At 59.2% G+C, this 16,634-nt stretch carries 13 protein-coding genes; 1 reads left to right on the forward strand and 12 read right to left on the reverse strand.

Annotated features, from left to right (window positions below):
• From LIO98_RS15230 to xseB, 6 genes are all read right to left on the reverse strand, one after another.
• Nucleotides 1-1,323, reverse strand: a 1,323-nt coding sequence (locus LIO98_RS15230; protein WP_291959017.1) for an AAA family ATPase, incomplete at its 3' end; no start/stop codon positions are given.
• Nucleotides 1,324-1,325: 2 nt separating this feature from the next.
• Nucleotides 1,326-2,213: an NAD(+)/NADH kinase gene (locus LIO98_RS15235; RefSeq protein WP_066744608.1), complete on the reverse strand. Its 888-nt coding sequence runs from the start codon at nucleotides 2,211-2,213 to the stop codon at nucleotides 1,326-1,328.
• 11 nt (nucleotides 2,214-2,224) lie between these two features.
• Complete coding sequence (locus tag LIO98_RS15240; RefSeq protein ID WP_291959019.1) at nucleotides 2,225-3,049, reverse strand: TlyA family RNA methyltransferase; 825 nt, start codon at nucleotides 3,047-3,049, stop codon at nucleotides 2,225-2,227.
• Nucleotides 3,046-4,914, reverse strand: a complete 1,869-nt coding sequence (gene dxs, locus LIO98_RS15245) for a 1-deoxy-D-xylulose-5-phosphate synthase (RefSeq protein ID WP_291959021.1) — start codon at nucleotides 4,912-4,914, stop codon at nucleotides 3,046-3,048. Before dxs ends, LIO98_RS15240 begins: the two co-directional genes overlap by 4 nt.
• A 246-nt stretch (nucleotides 4,915-5,160) precedes the next feature.
• Nucleotides 5,161-6,066, reverse strand: a complete 906-nt coding sequence (locus tag LIO98_RS15250; protein WP_291959023.1) for a polyprenyl synthetase family protein — start codon at nucleotides 6,064-6,066, stop codon at nucleotides 5,161-5,163.
• The gene (gene xseB, locus LIO98_RS15255) at nucleotides 6,059-6,289 is read right to left on the reverse strand and encodes an exodeoxyribonuclease VII small subunit (RefSeq protein ID WP_273308800.1); all 231 of its coding nucleotides are present in this window, start codon (nucleotides 6,287-6,289) and stop codon (nucleotides 6,059-6,061) included. Before xseB ends, LIO98_RS15250 begins: the two co-directional genes overlap by 8 nt.
• Before the next feature lie 104 nt (nucleotides 6,290-6,393).
• Here xseB and rpmB point away from each other — a divergent pair, with 104 nt between their 5' ends.
• A complete protein-coding gene (gene rpmB / locus LIO98_RS15260; RefSeq protein ID WP_291959025.1) occupies nucleotides 6,394-6,588 on the forward strand; it encodes a 50S ribosomal protein L28 in 195 nt (64 codons plus the stop codon).
• 28 nt (nucleotides 6,589-6,616) lie between these two features.
• On the opposite strand, the gene LIO98_RS15265 is transcribed toward rpmB, so the two are convergent.
• From LIO98_RS15265 to LIO98_RS15290, 6 genes are all read right to left on the reverse strand, one after another.
• A complete protein-coding gene (locus LIO98_RS15265; protein WP_291959028.1) occupies nucleotides 6,617-8,986 on the reverse strand; it encodes a DNA translocase FtsK in 2,370 nt (789 codons plus the stop codon).
• Nucleotides 8,983-10,347 (reverse strand): TldD/PmbA family protein, encoded by a 1,365-nt coding sequence (locus tag LIO98_RS15270; RefSeq protein WP_291959029.1) that lies wholly within the window; start codon nucleotides 10,345-10,347, stop codon nucleotides 8,983-8,985. The genes LIO98_RS15265 and LIO98_RS15270 overlap by 4 nt, the downstream gene beginning before the upstream one ends.
• Entirely contained in the window at nucleotides 10,344-10,595 is a 252-nt protein-coding gene (locus tag LIO98_RS15275) for a DUF4911 domain-containing protein (RefSeq protein ID WP_291959032.1), read from the reverse strand. Before LIO98_RS15275 ends, LIO98_RS15270 begins: the two co-directional genes overlap by 4 nt.
• On the reverse strand, nucleotides 10,592-11,602 hold the full coding sequence (mltG, locus tag LIO98_RS15280; protein ID WP_291959033.1) for an endolytic transglycosylase MltG: 1,011 nt from the start codon (nucleotides 11,600-11,602) through the stop codon (nucleotides 10,592-10,594). The genes LIO98_RS15275 and mltG overlap by 4 nt, the downstream gene beginning before the upstream one ends.
• A gap of 530 nt (nucleotides 11,603-12,132) precedes the next feature.
• Nucleotides 12,133-15,453 carry a VCBS repeat-containing protein gene (locus tag LIO98_RS15285; RefSeq protein ID WP_291959035.1) on the reverse strand — a complete coding sequence of 1,107 codons (3,321 nt, stop codon included), beginning with the start codon at nucleotides 15,451-15,453 and terminating at the stop codon, nucleotides 12,133-12,135.
• Between the two features lie 10 nt (nucleotides 15,454-15,463).
• Nucleotides 15,464-16,255: a hypothetical protein gene (locus LIO98_RS15290; protein ID WP_291959037.1), complete on the reverse strand. Its 792-nt coding sequence runs from the start codon at nucleotides 16,253-16,255 to the stop codon at nucleotides 15,464-15,466.
• Nucleotides 16,256-16,634: the final 379 nt, after the last annotated feature.

Here is a 16,634-nt window from a genome sequence, read left to right on the forward strand (position 1 = left end):
CTGTAACGCTATAAGTATGCGCGAAAGTTCGCCGCCGGAGGCATTTTTGCCTACGGGCAGCGGTTTTTGGTCCGGCAGCGCGAGGGTGAAGATGGCGTTTTCCGCGCCCGTCGAGCGCACGCGGTCGAGCGGTTCGATCTCGATGTTGAAGGCCGCGTATTCCATGCCGAGACCGCCCAGATGTTCGTTGACCTTCGCGGCAAGCGCCTTGGCCGATTCTTTGCGGAGCGCCCGTACTTCGATAGCAAGGCGCGAGGTCTCGCGGCGCAGGGAGAGAGCCCTTTTTTCAAGTTCTTCGAGCTCTTTGTGGCTCTCTTTGAGCCATTCCAGCTCTTTTTCCGCCTCCGCCGCGTATGCGAGCAGCGCGGCGGCGCTCTGTATGTTGAGGGTGCGCTTCATTTTGCGCAGCATGCCGAGTTTTTTTTCAAGGCGCTCTTTGGCCTCTTCGCTGTCCTCCGCGGAGGCTGCGCCGCGGCAGGCCTCGGAGATGAGGTTTGAGAGCTCCTGCGCGCCGCTGAGGGTTTTTTCTATCGCCCCGCGCCAGCGCTTTTCATCTCCCGATGCGTATCCGTAGAGATCTTTGGCGATTTTTTCAAGCTGGTCCAACAGGCCGCCCTCGGCGTTGTTCATTTTTTCCGCGATGAGCCGCAGTGAACGCTGGACCGCCTCGCCGCGCTCCATTTCGCGCAGCTCTTTTTCCCACTCCGCCTCGCTGTCGGCCTTCAGTTCGAGGGCCTTTATCTGCCGGAGGACGGAGGGGGCGTCGTCAAAGCGGCTTTCGCTCTCTTTGCGTCTTTTTTTGAGGGCGAATATCTCTTTTTCCGTCGCGAGCGCCGAGGTAAAGGCGATCTCAAGCTCCGCCAGCGCCCTTTTAAGCTCTTCCCCGCCGCATGAGTCGACGAGTTCCAGCTGTTTTAGGGGGTCCAGCAGGCCGAGCTGGGCGAACTGGCTCTGGATGACGACGTTCGTCTCCATCGCATGGGCCAGGATGGTGAGCGGCACCGTCTGTTCCTGCAGCGAGGCCCTGCCCTTGCCGCTTCTCGCGAATGTCCGCCGCGCGATGAGCATTTTGTCCTGCGGCTGGCATTTTTCGGATATTCCCGGTATCGGTTCGGAGGTCATGACCGCCCGCACCTCGCAGGCCTCTTCGAGGGTGTGGATATGGTTCAGCTGCGCGCGGCGGCCGGCGATGAATTCAAGCGCGCGCACGAGGCTGCTCTTTCCCGCGCCGCTTTCGCCGGTGATGACGATGAAACTGCCGCCGAAGCTGAGCGAGGTCTCCCTGATGCCGCCTACTCCGTGAATTTCAAGCTCTTCTATCAAGCTCAGTCGCCTCCGTCTCTGATGCCGTTGAAGCCCCAGCGCAGTTTTTCCCTAAGCAGGTCGTAGTAGCTGCGTCCGTTGAGCTGGATGGTATGGACGTATATTTCGTTGTCGAGCATCACATGCAGTTCGTCGCCGGGCAGCAGTTCGTAGCCGAGCTGGCCGTCCTGCGTCAGCATCAGGCTGCGCGTGTCCCCTTTGGGGATGACGATGATGTTGTCGGTGTCGCTGAGGATCACGGGCCGGGCGTAGAGGGTATGGGCGCAGATAGGCGCCATTATCATGCAGGGGACGTGCGGCGGCACTATCGGCCCTCCCGCCGAGAGCGCGTAGGCCGTGGAGCCTGTCGGTGTCGAGAGTATGAGGCCGTCGGCGAGGAAGAGGCTCAGTATCTCTTTTCCCACCTTCACCTCAAGGTCGATGACGCGCGCGAGGCTGCCCTTGGAGATTACGAGATCGTTGAGGGCGTGCAGTTCGTGTACGAGCCGTCCGCCGCGCCAGACCTGCCCCTTGAGGAGCCGCCGGAGCTGTAGAGTATATTGCCCGTCGATGATGGCTTTTATATCTTTCTCCGCCGAGTCGGGGTTTCCGATCGCGAGGAAGCCGAGGCGTCCGAGGTTTATCCCGTAGAGCGGCACATCGACGCCGAAGGTGTAGCGAGCGGCGCGCAGAAAGGTCCCGTCCCCGCCGAGGATGACGGCGAAGGATGCCTCCTGCCGCCAGACGTCGTCCGCGACGCCGGGAAGGGCGATCGCGGAGGCCTCGTGCGGCGGAAGCAGGAAGTTTATGCCGTTTTCTTTGCTCCAGCGCCAAAGCCGCCAGGCCATCTCAATAGCGTCCGGCTTTTGGGTGTTGAAGAGCAGACCGATTTTCTTAGTGATTTTTTCCATGTGATACACCTCTACTTCGGATGAGCGCTGGTATTCTTGTGCGCCTCCTCAACGATTTTATCAAAATCCGGTCTCTTTGCGCCGCTTCCCGCCCTTTTGTGTTTCAGCAGGAAGAGGAATTCTATGTTGCCTTCGGGGCCGCGTATCGGCGAATAGTCGGCGGCCTCGAGCGAGAGGCCTGTCTCTTTGTCGATAAAGTCCGCCACTTCTTCAAGTATCTGCCGGTGGAGGGCGGGATCGGCGACGACGCCCTTCCCCACCCGCTCGCGCCCCGCCTCGAACTGGGGCTTGACGAGGACCGCCATGAGTCCGTCGTCTTTCAGCAGCTCCTCCATTTTAGGAAGCAGCAGGGTGATCGAGATGAAGGAGGCGTCGGAGACGATGATGTCGGCCCGCTCGTTCTCTATCATCTCAATGGTTAGGTTTCTCGCGTTCGTCCGTTCCAGCACGAGTACGCGCGGATCGCTGCGGAGCTTCCAGGCGAGCTGCCCGTAGCCGACGTCCACCGCGCAGACCTTTGCCGCGCCGTTTGCCAGCAGCACGTCGGTGAAACCGCCCGTAGAGGCGCCGATATCGACGCAGCGCCTGCCCTCCGCCTCGATGGCGAAGCTCTCAATGGCTTTAAGCAGTTTATAGGCGCCGCGGCTAACCCACTCTTTTTCAGGGGCGTCCAGCTTGACGTTGGCGTCGGGCTGGATCATGGAGGCCGCCTTTGTGACGGTGACGCCGTTTACGCTGACGCGCCCCTCTTCGATGTAGTTCTGCGCCGCGGTACGCGAGGCGGCCAGCTTTCTGTCGGTGATATATTTATCGAGCCGTATCAGTTTTTGTTTCATTTCGTTAGACAGAGCCGCACGATGTTTTCCACCGTGAGGCCGCATTCCTCCCACTGCTGCGCCCTGGTGGCGTGCGAGATGAAGTGGTCCGGCACGCCCGCGGCGGCGGCTCTCACGGCGTATCCTCTGGCGTTTATGTATGCCGCCACCGCCTCGCCTACGCCGCCCGTGAGGGTGTTTTCCTCCGCGGTGACGATCACCTTATGCGCCCTCAGGAGGGCGTCGAGCCCCTCGTAATCAAGCGGCTTGATAAAGCGGAGGTCTGCCACGGTGGGACGCCTGCCGGTGATTTTATCGATCTCTTCGGCGCTCTGCAGCATCAGCTCTACGGTGCTCCCGATGCCGATAAGGCAAATCTCTTCGCCGCCGCTTATCACTTCCAGCCTGCCCCACGGCGCGGGGATGCGCTCCATTCCGGGTGCGGCGATGGCTTTTACGGCTTTGCCGCGCGGGTAGCGCACCGCCATCGGCAGCGTCCTCTTTTTCCATTCGCGGACGAAGAATTCGAGGTCGGCGGCGTCGCGCGGCGCGGCGACCGTCATCTCCGGTATGGCGCGCAGCCAGGCGACGTCGAGTATCCCGTGATGCGTCTCTCCGTCCTCGCCGACAAGTCCGGCACGGTCAATCCCCAGCAGTACGGGCAGTTTTGGCAGACATATATCGTGCATTACCTGGTCTGCGGCGCGCTGCAGGAAGGTGGAATAGATACAGACGACGGGCCGCATTCCCGCCGCCGCGAGACCGGCGGCGTAGATGAGCATATGCTCCTCGGCGATGCCGGTGTCGCAGAAGCGCCGCGGATAGGCCTTGGCGAAGTTTTCAAGTTTGGTGCCGTCCTTCATCGCCGCCGTGCAGACGGTGACGCGCTGGTCCTCGTGAGCCAGTTCGCAGAGCACCTCTGACATAACGCCGCTCCAGCTTTCGCCGCAGCCCGAAGAGGCATGCGTCGCGGCGTCGATCTTTGTTTTGGGGCCGATGCCGTGGAAGAAGGAGGGATAGGCCTCCGTCTGCGGGCAGCCCTTGCCCTTTTCGGTCATAACGTGGATCAGCAGCGATTCGTCGTAGTGGCGCGCGAGCCGGAATACCTCCTCCATTTCGGAGAGGTTGTGGCCGTTGAAGGGTCCCCAGTAGCTGATGTTTAGCTCTTCAAAGACGTTTGTCGGCAGCAGCAGCGACTTGAGTTTCATCTTTATGCGTGAGAGCGAGGAGTTGATGTTTTCCCCGTTCTTCATGTTGGTGCACTGGCTCTTTATGTAGTCTTTGAGCTTTTTGTAAGTAGGGTTGACGGCGAGCTTCGCGAGGTGCGAGGCCATGCCGCCGACGCGCGGGTTTATCGACATTTTGTTGTCGTTAAGAATGATAATGACTTTGGAATTGAGGCTTGCGAGGCAGTTCAGCGCCTCGAAGGAGACGCCGTTGAGCAGCGCGCCGTCGCCGATCACCGCGACGACCTCGTGCTCCTCGCCGCGAAGGTCGCGGGCTTTGGCGTAGCCCATCGCCGCGGAGATCGAGGTGCTGCTGTGACCGGTGGTAAAAAAGTCGTAGGGACTCTCGTCCATGCGTGGGAAACCGGCGATGCCGCCCTTCCGCCGCAGGGTCTCAAAGCGGTCACGGCGCTTCGTGAGCAGCTTATAGGCGTAGCTCTGGTGGCCGACGTCGAAGATTATCTTGTCCACGTCGGGGCTGAAGACGCGCAGCAGCGCCACCGTAAGCTCAACCGTACCAAGCGACGAGCTGAGATGCCCGCCGTTTTCAAGGGTCACGTCGATTATATTTTTCCTGAGCTCCGCGCACAGTTTTTTCAGTTCAGCTTCGCTCAGCCCGTACAGGCCTCTGAAATCATCTACGGATTCTAAAAGGCTCATTTTGATTCCACCTTGACGTAATTTTTATTTTAGCCCCGCAAACCGGCGGCGCCTCTCACGCTGTTCCGCGATCGGGCCGCTTAACGGCTTCGTCCGCCGGGGTAATCTCAAAGGCGGCGGCCAGGCGCGCTGTCGTTCAGCGAGGTTTAGCCGTTTCGCCTATCCGCCGCCGGCGTTTGGCAAAGAGACAAACAACCGAGGGATGTTTTAGGCCTGAGGCGTGGGGCCTATATGACGGACGGTCCTTTAATAGCTCCTGTGGACGAGATAATCGGGCAGAAGCATGAGAAAATCGTCCGCCGCAAGCAGTCCCGCGAGGGCCTCCTTGGCCGCTGCCGATTCTTTCTCCGCCATCTCTCTGGCGGCCTCCATGCCGTAAACCGTGACATGGGTCAGCTTGCCCTGCTCTTCGTCCTTGCCGGGGGTCTTGCCCAGCTCTTCGGCCGTGCTCGTCACATCTAGTATATCATCGACTATCTGAAACGCCGAACCTAGATGGCGCGCGTACTCGCCGTACCTTTCGAGGACGGCCTCGTCGCCGCAGCCTAGCGCCGCGCCGGTGAGCACCGCCGCCTCGATGAGGGCGCCGGTCTTGAGTGCCGCGATACGGCGGACGTAATGCGGGTCGTTTTCCATCCCCTCGGTGAACATATCGAGCACCTGGCCGCCGCAGACCCCCGCGGGGCCAATGGCCCGTGAGAATATGCGCATCGCGCGCAGGAGATTCTGCGCGGGAATCTCTTTCAGCTGCGACAGGGGAAATTCAAGGGACTGCGCCAACAGCGCGTCGCCCGCGAGGACGGCGAGCGTCTCCCCAAAAAGGGCGTGATTCGAGGGTTTCCCACGTCGCATGTCGTCGTCGTCCATACAGGGCAGGTCGTCATGGATCAGCGTCGCCGTATGGAGCATTTCAAGGCCAAGGGCCATCGGCAGAGCGGATTTCGCCTCTACGCCGCATCTTTGCGCCGCCGCGAGACAGAGTATAGGCCGCAGCCGTTTGCCGCCCGCCTCAAGCGAGTATTCCATCGACTCAAAGAGCTTCGGCGGCACGTTCTCCGCCCGCAGCCCCGCGGTCTCCCTGATGTAGCTCTCTATGAGCGCGCCGCCAGCCGCGAATTCCGCCTTTACGGCCCGCAGCCGCGCCTCATTCATCGCTCTTCGCCTCTTCCGCCTTTGGTACGGTCAGCGGACGCTCCTCGCCGTCCTGCGAGAGCATGGATATTTTCTGCTGCGCGTCCGCGAGGTAGGCGCGGCACTCGCGCACGAGGGCGATCCCCCGCTCATATTCCGTCAGCGCGAGATCTAGTGAAAGAGAATCCCCCTCGAGATCCTTCAGTATCTTTTCAAGCTCTGTCATCTTTTCGACGAAATTCATCTTAAAACTCCTCTCATTTTTAATCCTTACCAGTTGCAACTTTTAGCAATGCTATGATACAATGTCCAGGTTGATTGTTTCAAGGTAAACAAGGGGGGAAACAAATGTCAAAATTCTGTGATTGCTGCGGCCGCGGGCCGGCAACGGGAAATGCCGTCAGCCACTCGAACCGCCATACCAGACGTCGCTGGCTCGTCAACATTCAGAGCGTAAAGATCGACGTAGGCGGCGGAGAGACTCGTAAACTTCATATCTGCACGAAGTGCCTCCGTTCCGGAAAAGTACAAAGAGCCGTTTAATACGGCTCTTTTTTTATTCCCTTTATTCCTATTCCCCGCCATTTTTCGCATTCTCCAGAAGTTCCTCCGCCCCGTCCTCATCGACGAGGATCTCGCGCGGTCTGGCTCCGTCCGCCGGTCCGACGATGCCAAGCTGCTCCATCATGTCTATAAGCCTCGAAGCGCGCGAAAAGCCGACGCGCAGACGGCGCTGCAGGCCGCTGGCCGAGGCGATGCCCGTCGACATCACCGTCTCCACGGCCTCTTCCAGCAGGTCGTCGTCAAAGGTGCCGCCGCCGTTTCCGCCCGCGGGGCCGCTGCCCTGGGCCTCTATCTCAATAAAATCAGGTTCGCCGAAGGTATTCGTCATATATTTGAGCCACGCCGCGAGAATGCTCTCGTCTATCCATGGCGACTGGATACGTATCGGCTTCGGATGTTTAGTCGAGGAGAAGAGCATGTCTCCTTTGCCCAGCAGCTTCTCCGCCCCCGCGCAGTCGATGATCGTGCGGGAGTCTGCGTTGCTCGGCAGCGTGAAGGCGACACGCGCCGGAATATTGGCCTTGATGAGTCCGGTGATGATATTCACTGAGGGACGCTGCGTGGCGAGCATTAGGTGGATGCCGGTGGCGCGCGCCATCTGCGCGAGGCGGCAGATATATTCCTCCACCTCTTTCGCCGCCGTCATCATCAGGTCGGCCAGTTCGTCGACGACGATGACGATATGCGGCAGCCTGTCCTTCGGCAGCACCTTTTCGTTGTAACCCTCCAGGTTGCGTACGCGGATCTTCGCGAAGGTCGTGTAGCGGTTTTCCATTTCGCGTATCAGCCAGGCCAGCGCCTGCACCGCCTTCTTCGGGTCCGTCACCGGCGGCGTCAGCAGATGCGGCAGCCGGTCGTAGACCGCCATCTCGACGCGCTTCGGGTCTACCAGTATCATGCGCAGCTCCTCAGGGGAGCGCTTTGAGCAGAGCCCGACGATGCAGGAGTTCACGAAGACGCTCTTGCCCGAGCCCGTCGTTCCCGCCACCAGCAGGTGCGGCAGTTCCTCGAGGCCGACGACCATCGGGTCGCCGTTGACCGCGACGCCGAAGGGCAGCGGCAGCGAGAGTTTCGACTTTTTGAAGGCGTCGTCCTCGATCACCGTGCGCAGCGGAATGCCGCGGCGTTTGGGGTTCGGTATCTCGATGCCGACATAGGGCTTGCCGGGGATCGGGGCCTCGATACGGAGGCTCGGGACGGCCATCGCGAGCGCGATGTCGTTGGAGAGCGCGGCGACCTTGCTCACCTTGATGCCCGGCGCGAGCTGAATGCGGAACTGGATGACCGTCGGCCCGACGAGTATCTCCGCGAGGTGCGATTCGATGCTGAACTGCTCGAGCGTGTCGACGATCTTATCGCCGAGCGGTTCGGCGCGCTCCTCGTCCATCTCGCCGTCGCGCGATTCCTCCGGGCCGAAGAGCTCTATCGGCGGCGGGAATATCCCCTGCTTGATGCGGTGGCCGGAGGAGTCCTCAAGATTGAAGTTCGGGTCCTGGATCACGGCGGGAGCGGTGGAATCAGATTTTGCCGCCACTCTTTTGATACTCTCCGGGTCGTTGTAGTCTATATCTTCGCCGTTATCATCGGAATCTGGGCCGTCGTCGGGAAACTCGCCGCGCTCCTCATCGTATTCATATTCGCCCTCTTCACCATCCTCGGGCTGCGCCTCTTCATCCTCATAGGCAAAATAGTCGTCGTCGTCGCATTCCATGATATTCGGAGCGCCGCTCTTTTTGCGCGGGCTCTCGTAGCCGTATTCTTCAAGCTCCTCCTTCAGCGTCTCCTTTTTACCGGCTTTCTTTGCGCGCCGGAAAGAGGGTAAAGCTATTTTGGGCAGTTTGATATACTGGAAAATATGAATGTTATAGAAAAGCAGGGCGAAATAAATCAGCAAAAGGCCGATAATGAAGGTCCCCAGCACGCCAGTCGTCTTATATATGACCAGGCTCAGGAGACGGCCGAAGGCGCCCGCCGAGATATAGGGAAAACGCAGAAGGTTCTCCCCTCCCGTGAGCTGGTTGAGGCCAAGCAGCAGCGAGGCGAGCAGGAAGACGAAGAACGTTCCGAAGAACTGCCGGACGAAGCTCCTTATACCGCCCGCGATGAAATAGGAAACGGTGAGGTAAAGGATAAACAAAAGGGGAATGATGACGGAGCCGCCCACCGCCCTCAGCAGCGAGGCCGCGATGCGCGTGCCGCCGTCGCCCGTCCACGTCGTGTAAAGCGAGGCGATTATATAGAGGGTAAAGAGCATGACGATCAGGTTAGCGATCTTTACCGCCGATTTTATATTCGAGAAAGACTCCGTCAGCCTCTCTTTTAGGCTTTTTGAGGGCTCCTTGGCGGCCCTTCTTCTCGTTGGCGCCTTTTCCCTCATGCTTCGCTGCCTCCCACCGTGAGCCCTTCAATGAGCATGGAGGGCTGGCCGTCCGTCACCGGCACGCCCTGTCCCGACTTTCCGCAGATCCCGGGGTCCATGATGAGATTATCGCCGAGCGCCGATATCTTCGACAGCGCCTCGGGGCCGTTTCCCGTCAGTATAGCGCCGCGTACCGGCACCGTAACCTTCCCCTTTTCGATGAGATATCCCTCGGTGACGTAAAACACGAAGTCCCCGGAAGTCGGATCCACCTCGCCGCCGCCCATCTTTTTAACGTAGAGGCCGTTTTCTGTCCGCGCGAGCATCGTCTCAAAGCCGTCGCCGCCCGGTATCAGGTAGGTGTTGCTCATACGGGGCACGGGGATGTTGTGGTACGATTCGCGGCGGCCGTTGCCCGTCAGGGGCAGGCCGTAGAGCTGGGATGAGAGGACGTCGGTAATATATCCCTTCAAAACGCCGTTTTCGATGAGGACGGTACGCTGCGCGGGAGTCCCCTCGTCGTCGAAGCGGTACGCGCCGTAGAGCCCCGGCATCGCCGCGTCGTCGATCATCGTGACGCTTTCGTGCGCCACCTTCTCGCCGATGCGGCCGCGGTAGACGGAATAATCCTTCTCCACGATATCGGCCTCAAGACCGTGGCCGCAGGCCTCGTGTATGATCGTGCCGCCAGCCTCCCCGTCCATGAGAACGTTCATCGTACCGGCGGGACAGGGGCGCGCCTCAAGCATCAGCAGCGCGCGGCGCAGAGCCGTGCGCGCCACCTCGAGCGGTGTTGCGCCGCACCAGAAGTCCGCCTCGCCCAGCGACATGCAGCGGCGTTCGGAACCGGTCTGCAGCACCCCGTCTCGTTCGGCGATCACCTGCGCCGCGAAGGACGAATAATAGCGGCGGTCAAAGGCCGCCGTCCCGTCCGGCCTGATTATCAGCACATGACGGTGTGAGACGGAATAACGGTAAGAGCTCTGCCTTATATGTTTGGATTCCTTTTTTATCGTTTCGTCGATCTCGCGGAAAAAATCCACCGCCGGGGGCGCGATAGGCTCTCCCCTCTCCATCAGAGGCTTCGGCGAAGTGCTCTCTCTCAGCCCCTCCATACCGGCGGAGGCGACGCACTCGGCGAAAGAGGCAGCCACCGAGGCCTCATCGTTCCCCGGGGCGTGCGCGTAGAAGGTCCTGCCCCCGACGATCACGCGGCTTCCCGCGCCGTCGGAGGTCGACGACGAGATGCCGTCTATCTTCCCGTCCTCAAAATGCACGGAGTGCCCCTCGCCGCTCTGGATGAAGATATCGGCGTACTGGGCTCCCCTCTTGAGCGTCTCCTCTATATTTTCGTGCAAGAAATTCAATTTGTCAGTCATGCCATAGCCTCTCCCGTATAGTTCGTCTCTTCGTCGATCTTTGTCTCTATGCCCTCGCCCCGCAGGGACTCCATCATCTCCATGAGATATGGCAGCTGCTCCTTCGGACTGAAGACGGTGATCTTACCGGCCTTCGCGTCGTCCGTCTGGAGAAAGCCGATGCCCTCCGCGGCGTCTATTATCCAACTGATATAGTATATATCCTTTTGCGGCACTATGAAGCGCACCGCGGCTATCTCCGGCTTCACAGCCCCAGCTTCCTCTGCTTCGCGAGGTGTTCCTCGTAGCTCTTGCTGAAAATATGCCGCCCGTCCCCGCCCGCGAAAAAGAAGAGGTAATCGCTCTCCTTAGGCGACAGCGCGCTCTTCCACGAATCCTCCGAGGGAACGCAGATCGGGCCCGGCGGCAGTCCTCCGGATATATAGGTGTTGTAAGGTGAATCTATCTCTAGATCCCGGTAAGAGAGGCGGCTCTTTTTTATGTTCCGCTCGTCCCAGGCGTAGATGACGGTGGCGCAGGACTGAAGCCGCATATTCTTTTCAAGGCGCTTGAGGAAGATACCGGCGAGGACCGGCCGCTCGTCCGCGGACTTCGCCTCCCCTTCGACGAGCGAGGCGAGAATACCGCTCTTCATCACCGCGTCAGGCGTCGTGCCCGGCGCGATAGACGCGCCGACCCGTTCGTACCAGAGCGCGGAGGCCCTTCTGACAAATTCAGCCGCCGCCTGTGGCCCCGGAGCGAGGAAATAGGTCTCGGGAAGCAGGAAGATAAGGCGCTCCTCCTTTTTTCGCGGCAGCCACTCCCTGACCGCGGGCGGGAAATTTTCCGCATCCTCCATCGCCGCGTTGAGATATGACTCCCCCTCCGCGCTGCTGCCGAAAAGGGCGGCGACCCGCTTGTAGCGGAAGCCTGGTATCAAAGTCACGCGGTTCGCGGTGGGTTTCGCCCGCGCCAGCTGCCGCGCGACGCCGGCGGGAGTGGACTTATAAAGGCTGTAAAGCCCGGGCTTCAAGCGGCGGTCAATACCAATCTCCGCCATCGCGCGCGCCAGCTCCCCTGCGTCGTCCACCGCGCCGGCCTTCGCGATGATCTCCGCCGCCCCGCGCGCCGAAACGCCGCTGGGAATGACCGCTTCGACCGAGACGGACAGACTCTTAGGCAACTCCGGGTATTTGTACGGAAGATAAAAACAGATAAAACAGTATACAGAAGCTGTAAACAAAAATAACAGAAGCTCCTCGCCCTTTTTCCTCATAAACGCCTCTCCCTCTGGTATTTGCGCATCTTTGTTATTATATATTAAAAATGGCTGACTGTAAGCAAAGCATAAAATTTTGCCGGTTATGAAGATGACCGAGGCGTGGCCGCGCTGTGCCGTGGGGTTGAATTGGAGACTGGCGGCATTAGTGTGTGGTTTTGGCACTGTTGGGCACAAAGGCAGGACCTGAAGTCGCTGGACTCCGGGGCAAGCCCGGAGTGACGGAAGAGGCGGGGTTGTTGTTGTCTTGTCGCTCCGGCCTCCGAGCCGGAGCCTAGTGGCGTTGGGGTTGGAGTTGGGCTATAGCGTAGTGAAGTGAATACAACAGGACCTGGCGGTGTTGGGGCTGTCCTGTCGTTACGAATCAAGCCCGGAGGGACGAGAGGGTGGCTCTTTCGTCGTCTCCGGGCTTGACTTGGGCTTAGTCTTTCTGACTTGCCTTATCCATTTGGTTCTGCCTTGTTGCCTTTGTTTTACTTATTCTGCTTCGCCTTGTTTTTCCTGCCCTGCCTTATTCCCTTCCAGTCTTACCTTTTCTTTCTCCATGCCAGCGGCAGGAGGGCGAGGAGCGCAAGCGCTCCGAGGCCGGCGCTGCATCCGCCGCCGGAACCGCCGTTATGTTCGATGGAGTTCCAGAGGACCTTATACTGGCTCCTGGGGTCGCGTTGTTCCGAGGCGAAGAGGTAGGGTGAGAAGGCACGTACCGCCACACCGTTGTCGTAGTCGCAGTTCTTCGGGTCGTAGACAAAGCTGAAGGTGCGCTCCTCCCCCGCCCTGATGAGGGGGAATTCCGTCGCGCCGAGCAGCGAGCGGTTGACGCCTCTTTTGCCAGCGAGCAGCCCTACGCGCAGCAGAGGCACGTAGTTTATCTCTTTTTCTTTGCCGCCGATGTTGAGCCTGCCCCCCGTGTATTTCACCCTGACGTCGATCTTCATCTTCTTAGAACGCGATTTTTCGTCGATCGTCAGCGGCTCTTGGGAGACGGTGCCGTCCTTCGCCATTTCGTAGGCCGTGACGCCGGTTATCGCGATATCGGGATAGTTCTCGACGGAGACGGAGGCCGCGCGCGCGACGTTTGCCGCCTGGGCGCTCACCGTGCCGAAGAAGTCCTGCGGGTCGTAGCTCCCGACCATTATGTAGCCGTGGTCGTTGTCGGTGCTGAGCTGCTCGCCGTCGTATGATATCACCGCGTGCAGCCAGCCGAGGCCGGTATCCTTGGGGGCCGTCCAGCCGTTGAGAACGGCGTAGTCCCAGTTGTCTCCGCTATCCGAGTTCCCGGTGCGTCCGTTTATACTCTTGATGGACGCCGGATTGTCGCCGGTTATCTCTTCACAGCCGCCGTCCGAGGCCGGGTTCGCGGCGGGATAGTTTGTCCCTCCCTCTGTCCAGGGCTGGTAATAGAATTTGACCTTGACCTCCCTTGTATTAACGAAGCTGTAGTTTATCACGCGCAGGCTCAGGTTGTATTTCTGTCCGCATTCGAGCAGTTTTGTCGCGGTGCCGTGATTGTCTCCCGTCTGTGCCTGCGAAGCATCCTCCTGCTTCTCGAAGCTCAGGCCGCGCATCTGGCGGCTCGTATTCGGGTTGTCGTTTTCGGCTAGGTAGTAGACCATGCTTTCGATGTTGTGTCCGGCGGATTTATTCTTTATATCGTTGTTCCAGCGGAAGGGCAGCAGCAGCCCGGGGTCGGCGTAGGTCATGTAGGGGCTGCCGGGCCCCCATATCCTGCTTTGGAACGATTCAAGTTCCGGCACGGCGTAGCCGACGCAGAAGGCTCCGTCGTCATGCGTGAAGTAGGCGATGTCCGACTTGAACTGCATGTCGGAGGCGCTCCAGCTATCGGTGTACATCGTATAATTGCGTGCGCCGGGCCAGGCCATCGTCACGCCGAACATTGCCGAGGCGTCGGTGGTCGTCGTCGAGTCCGTGCCCCATGTATAGTCCCCGTTAAGGTCAATTTTGATGGTAGATTCCCTGGTAAGTTTTCCACCTATTGTTGGATGTATATAGGCATGGGCTCCGCCAGTTTGGCTGACATGCTTCATATCAGAGTGTTTAGACGAGGTGGAGGCGTCCATATGGAACTCGCTCGCGTCAAGGTTGCCGATAATGTTGCCGGTGCCGGAGATAAATACCTCGCCGTTGATGTCGGACAAGGGGTTATACGGATTGATAGATATTTTTGCCTCCTTCCCCTGCGGGTATCCCGTTATATCTGTGAGCCGCTTGGGATAGGTAAAGAGGTTATAGTTGTCGTGCAGCGGCTCGTACCACGAGATGCTCCTTCCCGGCGTCGGAGTGAAGGTCGAGGCCGTCTCCGTGGGGACGATAAACTGGAAGTAGTTCTGCGCCTTGTATTCAACGCCGGCGTCGTCGGAAGCCGTTATGAACCTCTTATCCGCCGGCAGGATTATCGGATAGCGGCAGACGCTGTAATCATTGGCCCGGTAATAGAGCTGGTCGTCCCGGTCCGCCCTGTAGGAGAAGGTATAATTCATGGCCGACGTATATTCGTCCGTATTTTCCCTTACCCGGTCGGCGCCGTACTGCCCGCCAATGTCGAGCATCGGGTCTTCATTGGCGATGTTCTCCGAACGGTGGAATATTTTATCGACCACGCTGCCCTTGTGCGAAATCTCAAGTCCTAAGGAGGCGCCGGTTTTCAGGCCGTGCGTACCTGTTTCGGACGAGGAGCTCCCCCATTCGCCGTTGAGCTGCATGCCGGTGTAGTAGCCGTCGGTGTCAAATACTGCGAAGGAGTCGAGCGTCACCTTGCCGTCCTCCTCGGCATAACCCGACAGCGCGCTGCCGGCGGCGCGCACGCGGTCCCAGTGTTTCGGCGGCGCCTGCGTCACCATATAGAGCTCGATGTTGTCCTCCACCGTGATGACCGTCGGCGCGCCTACTACGAGGCTTTCCTCATAAAAATCTACGGCCTGCACTATCGATCCGATGCCATAGGTCGAAGCCGTGTCGTACTTTCCCTTGCCATTCAGTTTTAATCCCTCGCCGGAAGACCAGGAGAAAACACCCACGTAATGGGCAGAATAATTTTTGTCGACTGTCGAATGGCTGTAAGGTCCCGTACACCCCACCGCGATCTGGGCCCTTCTGGACTGGGGGTCATAGATGAAATAGCCGGTGCAGAGCGAATGGCGGATATAGTCGGGGTTGAGGGTCCAGCCCATCTCCTTGAAATCGTGCAGGTTATATTCGTATTTCGACCCAAGGCCAGTTATGTCGGCCCCCTTTGGGCTGTTCCAGTCGTGGATATAGAGGATGAGCTGATTTTCACCGCTTCTTTTGACGCCGAGCGTCCACATCAGCTCGCCGAATCCGTCACCGTCAATGTCGGCGATAGCGGCGTTCAGCGGAGAGGCGGTGACGCCGGAGAGCGACGACAGGTAGACGCCGGTCGGAGCGGAATCTGCCGTTTTGGCAAAGTCGCCCGCTTTCCATTGGTAGACACTCATCGCGACGGAGCCGTCGGAGAGGGGTTTCAGCAGCACCAGCTCGTCGTGGCCGTCGCCATTGAGGTCCCCGGCGGCCAGCCCGCCGCTGTAGTAGGATTCCGACGAGGAGCCGGTATCTTCCGCATATATCTGCGAAGAGGTAAATCCGCCGCCGTCGCCGGCCCCGATCCTATATATTTCCAGCCGGTTGCCGTCGTTGGGGTCGCCGGTGCTTCTGGAAAAATAGACCGCGGCCTCCGCTTTGCCGTCATCGTCAAAATCCCCGATTGTCATCCGGTAGCTGAGCGCGCCCCTAAAGCTCCCAGAATTCACCCCCAGGGCCGTACCCCCGCCGTTGACATAGTAGTATTTGACCTCTCCCGCTTCCCACGGCACTGTTGCTTTTTCATAGAGCGATTTGCCGTCGACGAGCAGCAGGCGCGCGTAGGCCTCGCCGTCGGCCGCCGTAGTGCAGAAGGCGACCAGATAGTCGGCGTATCCGCGCGCCCCTAAAGCTCCCAGAATTCACCCCCAGGGCCGTACCCCCGCCGTTGACATAGTAGTATTTGACCTCTCCCGCTTCCCACGGCACTGTTGCTTTTTCATAGAGCGATTTGCCGTCGACGAGCAGCAGGCGCGCGTAGGCCTCGCCGTCGGCCGCCGTAGTGCAGAAGGCGACCAGATAGTCGGCGTATCCGTCGCCGTTCCAGTCGAAGGCGGCAAGATCGTGCGCTCTGCTGCGGTCCAGCTGCATGCCGCCGCACTCGTAGGCCGGAGCCACACCGGGAATAATTATTTCTTTCATAAAATATAATCCGTATTTATCGTCGTCTCGCAGTGAGAGGCAGAGCTCGTTAGTACCATCGTCATGGTGCGAGAGATATGAGCCGACGTGGAGGTTCTTCCTCACCGTGACCGAGGTGTCGCCGCAGAGGTCGGGCGAGAGCGTGACCTCCCGCGGGATGAAGCCCTCCACGGCGGCCGAGGCAAAGACGCTGAAAGAGGGTAGTGCTGTCTTACTAGAAAAACAATAGTCATATTCGTCGTTATCATCCATATCGTCGTTATCCTTGTCAGTGAAGACAATATTTTCCATATCTCCCATGTTAGTCTCGCGTGTTACAAGCAATCTCTGCTTGGGGACCAGGCGCGCGTTCTTTAACATGCCCAGCGGGTCTTTCGCAACCGAATCCGGCACGCCGGTCGGGTCGGCGTCGGCTCTTAAAAGTCTATACCCCCCCGTATATAGCCGCCACCGCGGCCACGATAAAGAGGGCCGCTAAGAGGCCTCTGCCGAGAAATTTTTTGCGCAGTTCGTCAAAACGCATCACGCCACTTCCTCCCATAAGTTTCCGTAAGGTTTTTATTCTTTTTACTTTGTGCGATCGTTTCCTGATTATATCAGAAAATAGGTAAAATTACGCATTTATTGCAAAATTAGGAGAAACGGCAGTACCAACTGCATGTAATTTTGTCAACAGGCGGCGCGGGGAAAACAAAATCGACGCCGCTGGGCTCCGGCTCGGAGGCCGGAGCGATAAAATAAAACCAAGCCCCGTCCCTTCCGTCACTCCGGG

It is taken from the genome of Cloacibacillus sp. (genome assembly GCF_020860125.1).
Classification (GTDB): domain Bacteria; phylum Synergistota; class Synergistia; order Synergistales; family Synergistaceae; genus Cloacibacillus.

Coding starts and splice junctions, on each gene's coding strand:
- LIO98_RS15265 (WP_291959028.1), bottom strand. CDS start 8,986: ATGAGGGAAAAGGCGCCAACGAGAAGAAGGGCCGCCAAGGAGCCCTCA.
- rpmB (WP_291959025.1), top strand. CDS start 6,394: ATGTCAAAATTCTGTGATTGCTGCGGCCGCGGGCCGGCAACGGGAAAT.
- LIO98_RS15270 (WP_291959029.1), bottom strand. CDS start 10,347: ATGACTGACAAATTGAATTTCTTGCACGAAAATATAGAGGAGACGCTC.
- dxs (WP_291959021.1), bottom strand. CDS start 4,914: ATGAGCCTTTTAGAATCCGTAGATGATTTCAGAGGCCTGTACGGGCTG.
- LIO98_RS15250 (WP_291959023.1), bottom strand. CDS start 6,066: ATGAATGAGGCGCGGCTGCGGGCCGTAAAGGCGGAATTCGCGGCTGGC.
- xseB (WP_273308800.1), bottom strand. CDS start 6,289: ATGAATTTCGTCGAAAAGATGACAGAGCTTGAAAAGATACTGAAGGAT.
- LIO98_RS15235 (WP_066744608.1), bottom strand. CDS start 2,213: ATGGAAAAAATCACTAAGAAAATCGGTCTGCTCTTCAACACCCAAAAG.
- mltG (WP_291959033.1), bottom strand. CDS start 11,602: ATGAGGAAAAAGGGCGAGGAGCTTCTGTTATTTTTGTTTACAGCTTCT.
- LIO98_RS15240 (WP_291959019.1), bottom strand. CDS start 3,049: ATGAAACAAAAACTGATACGGCTCGATAAATATATCACCGACAGAAAG.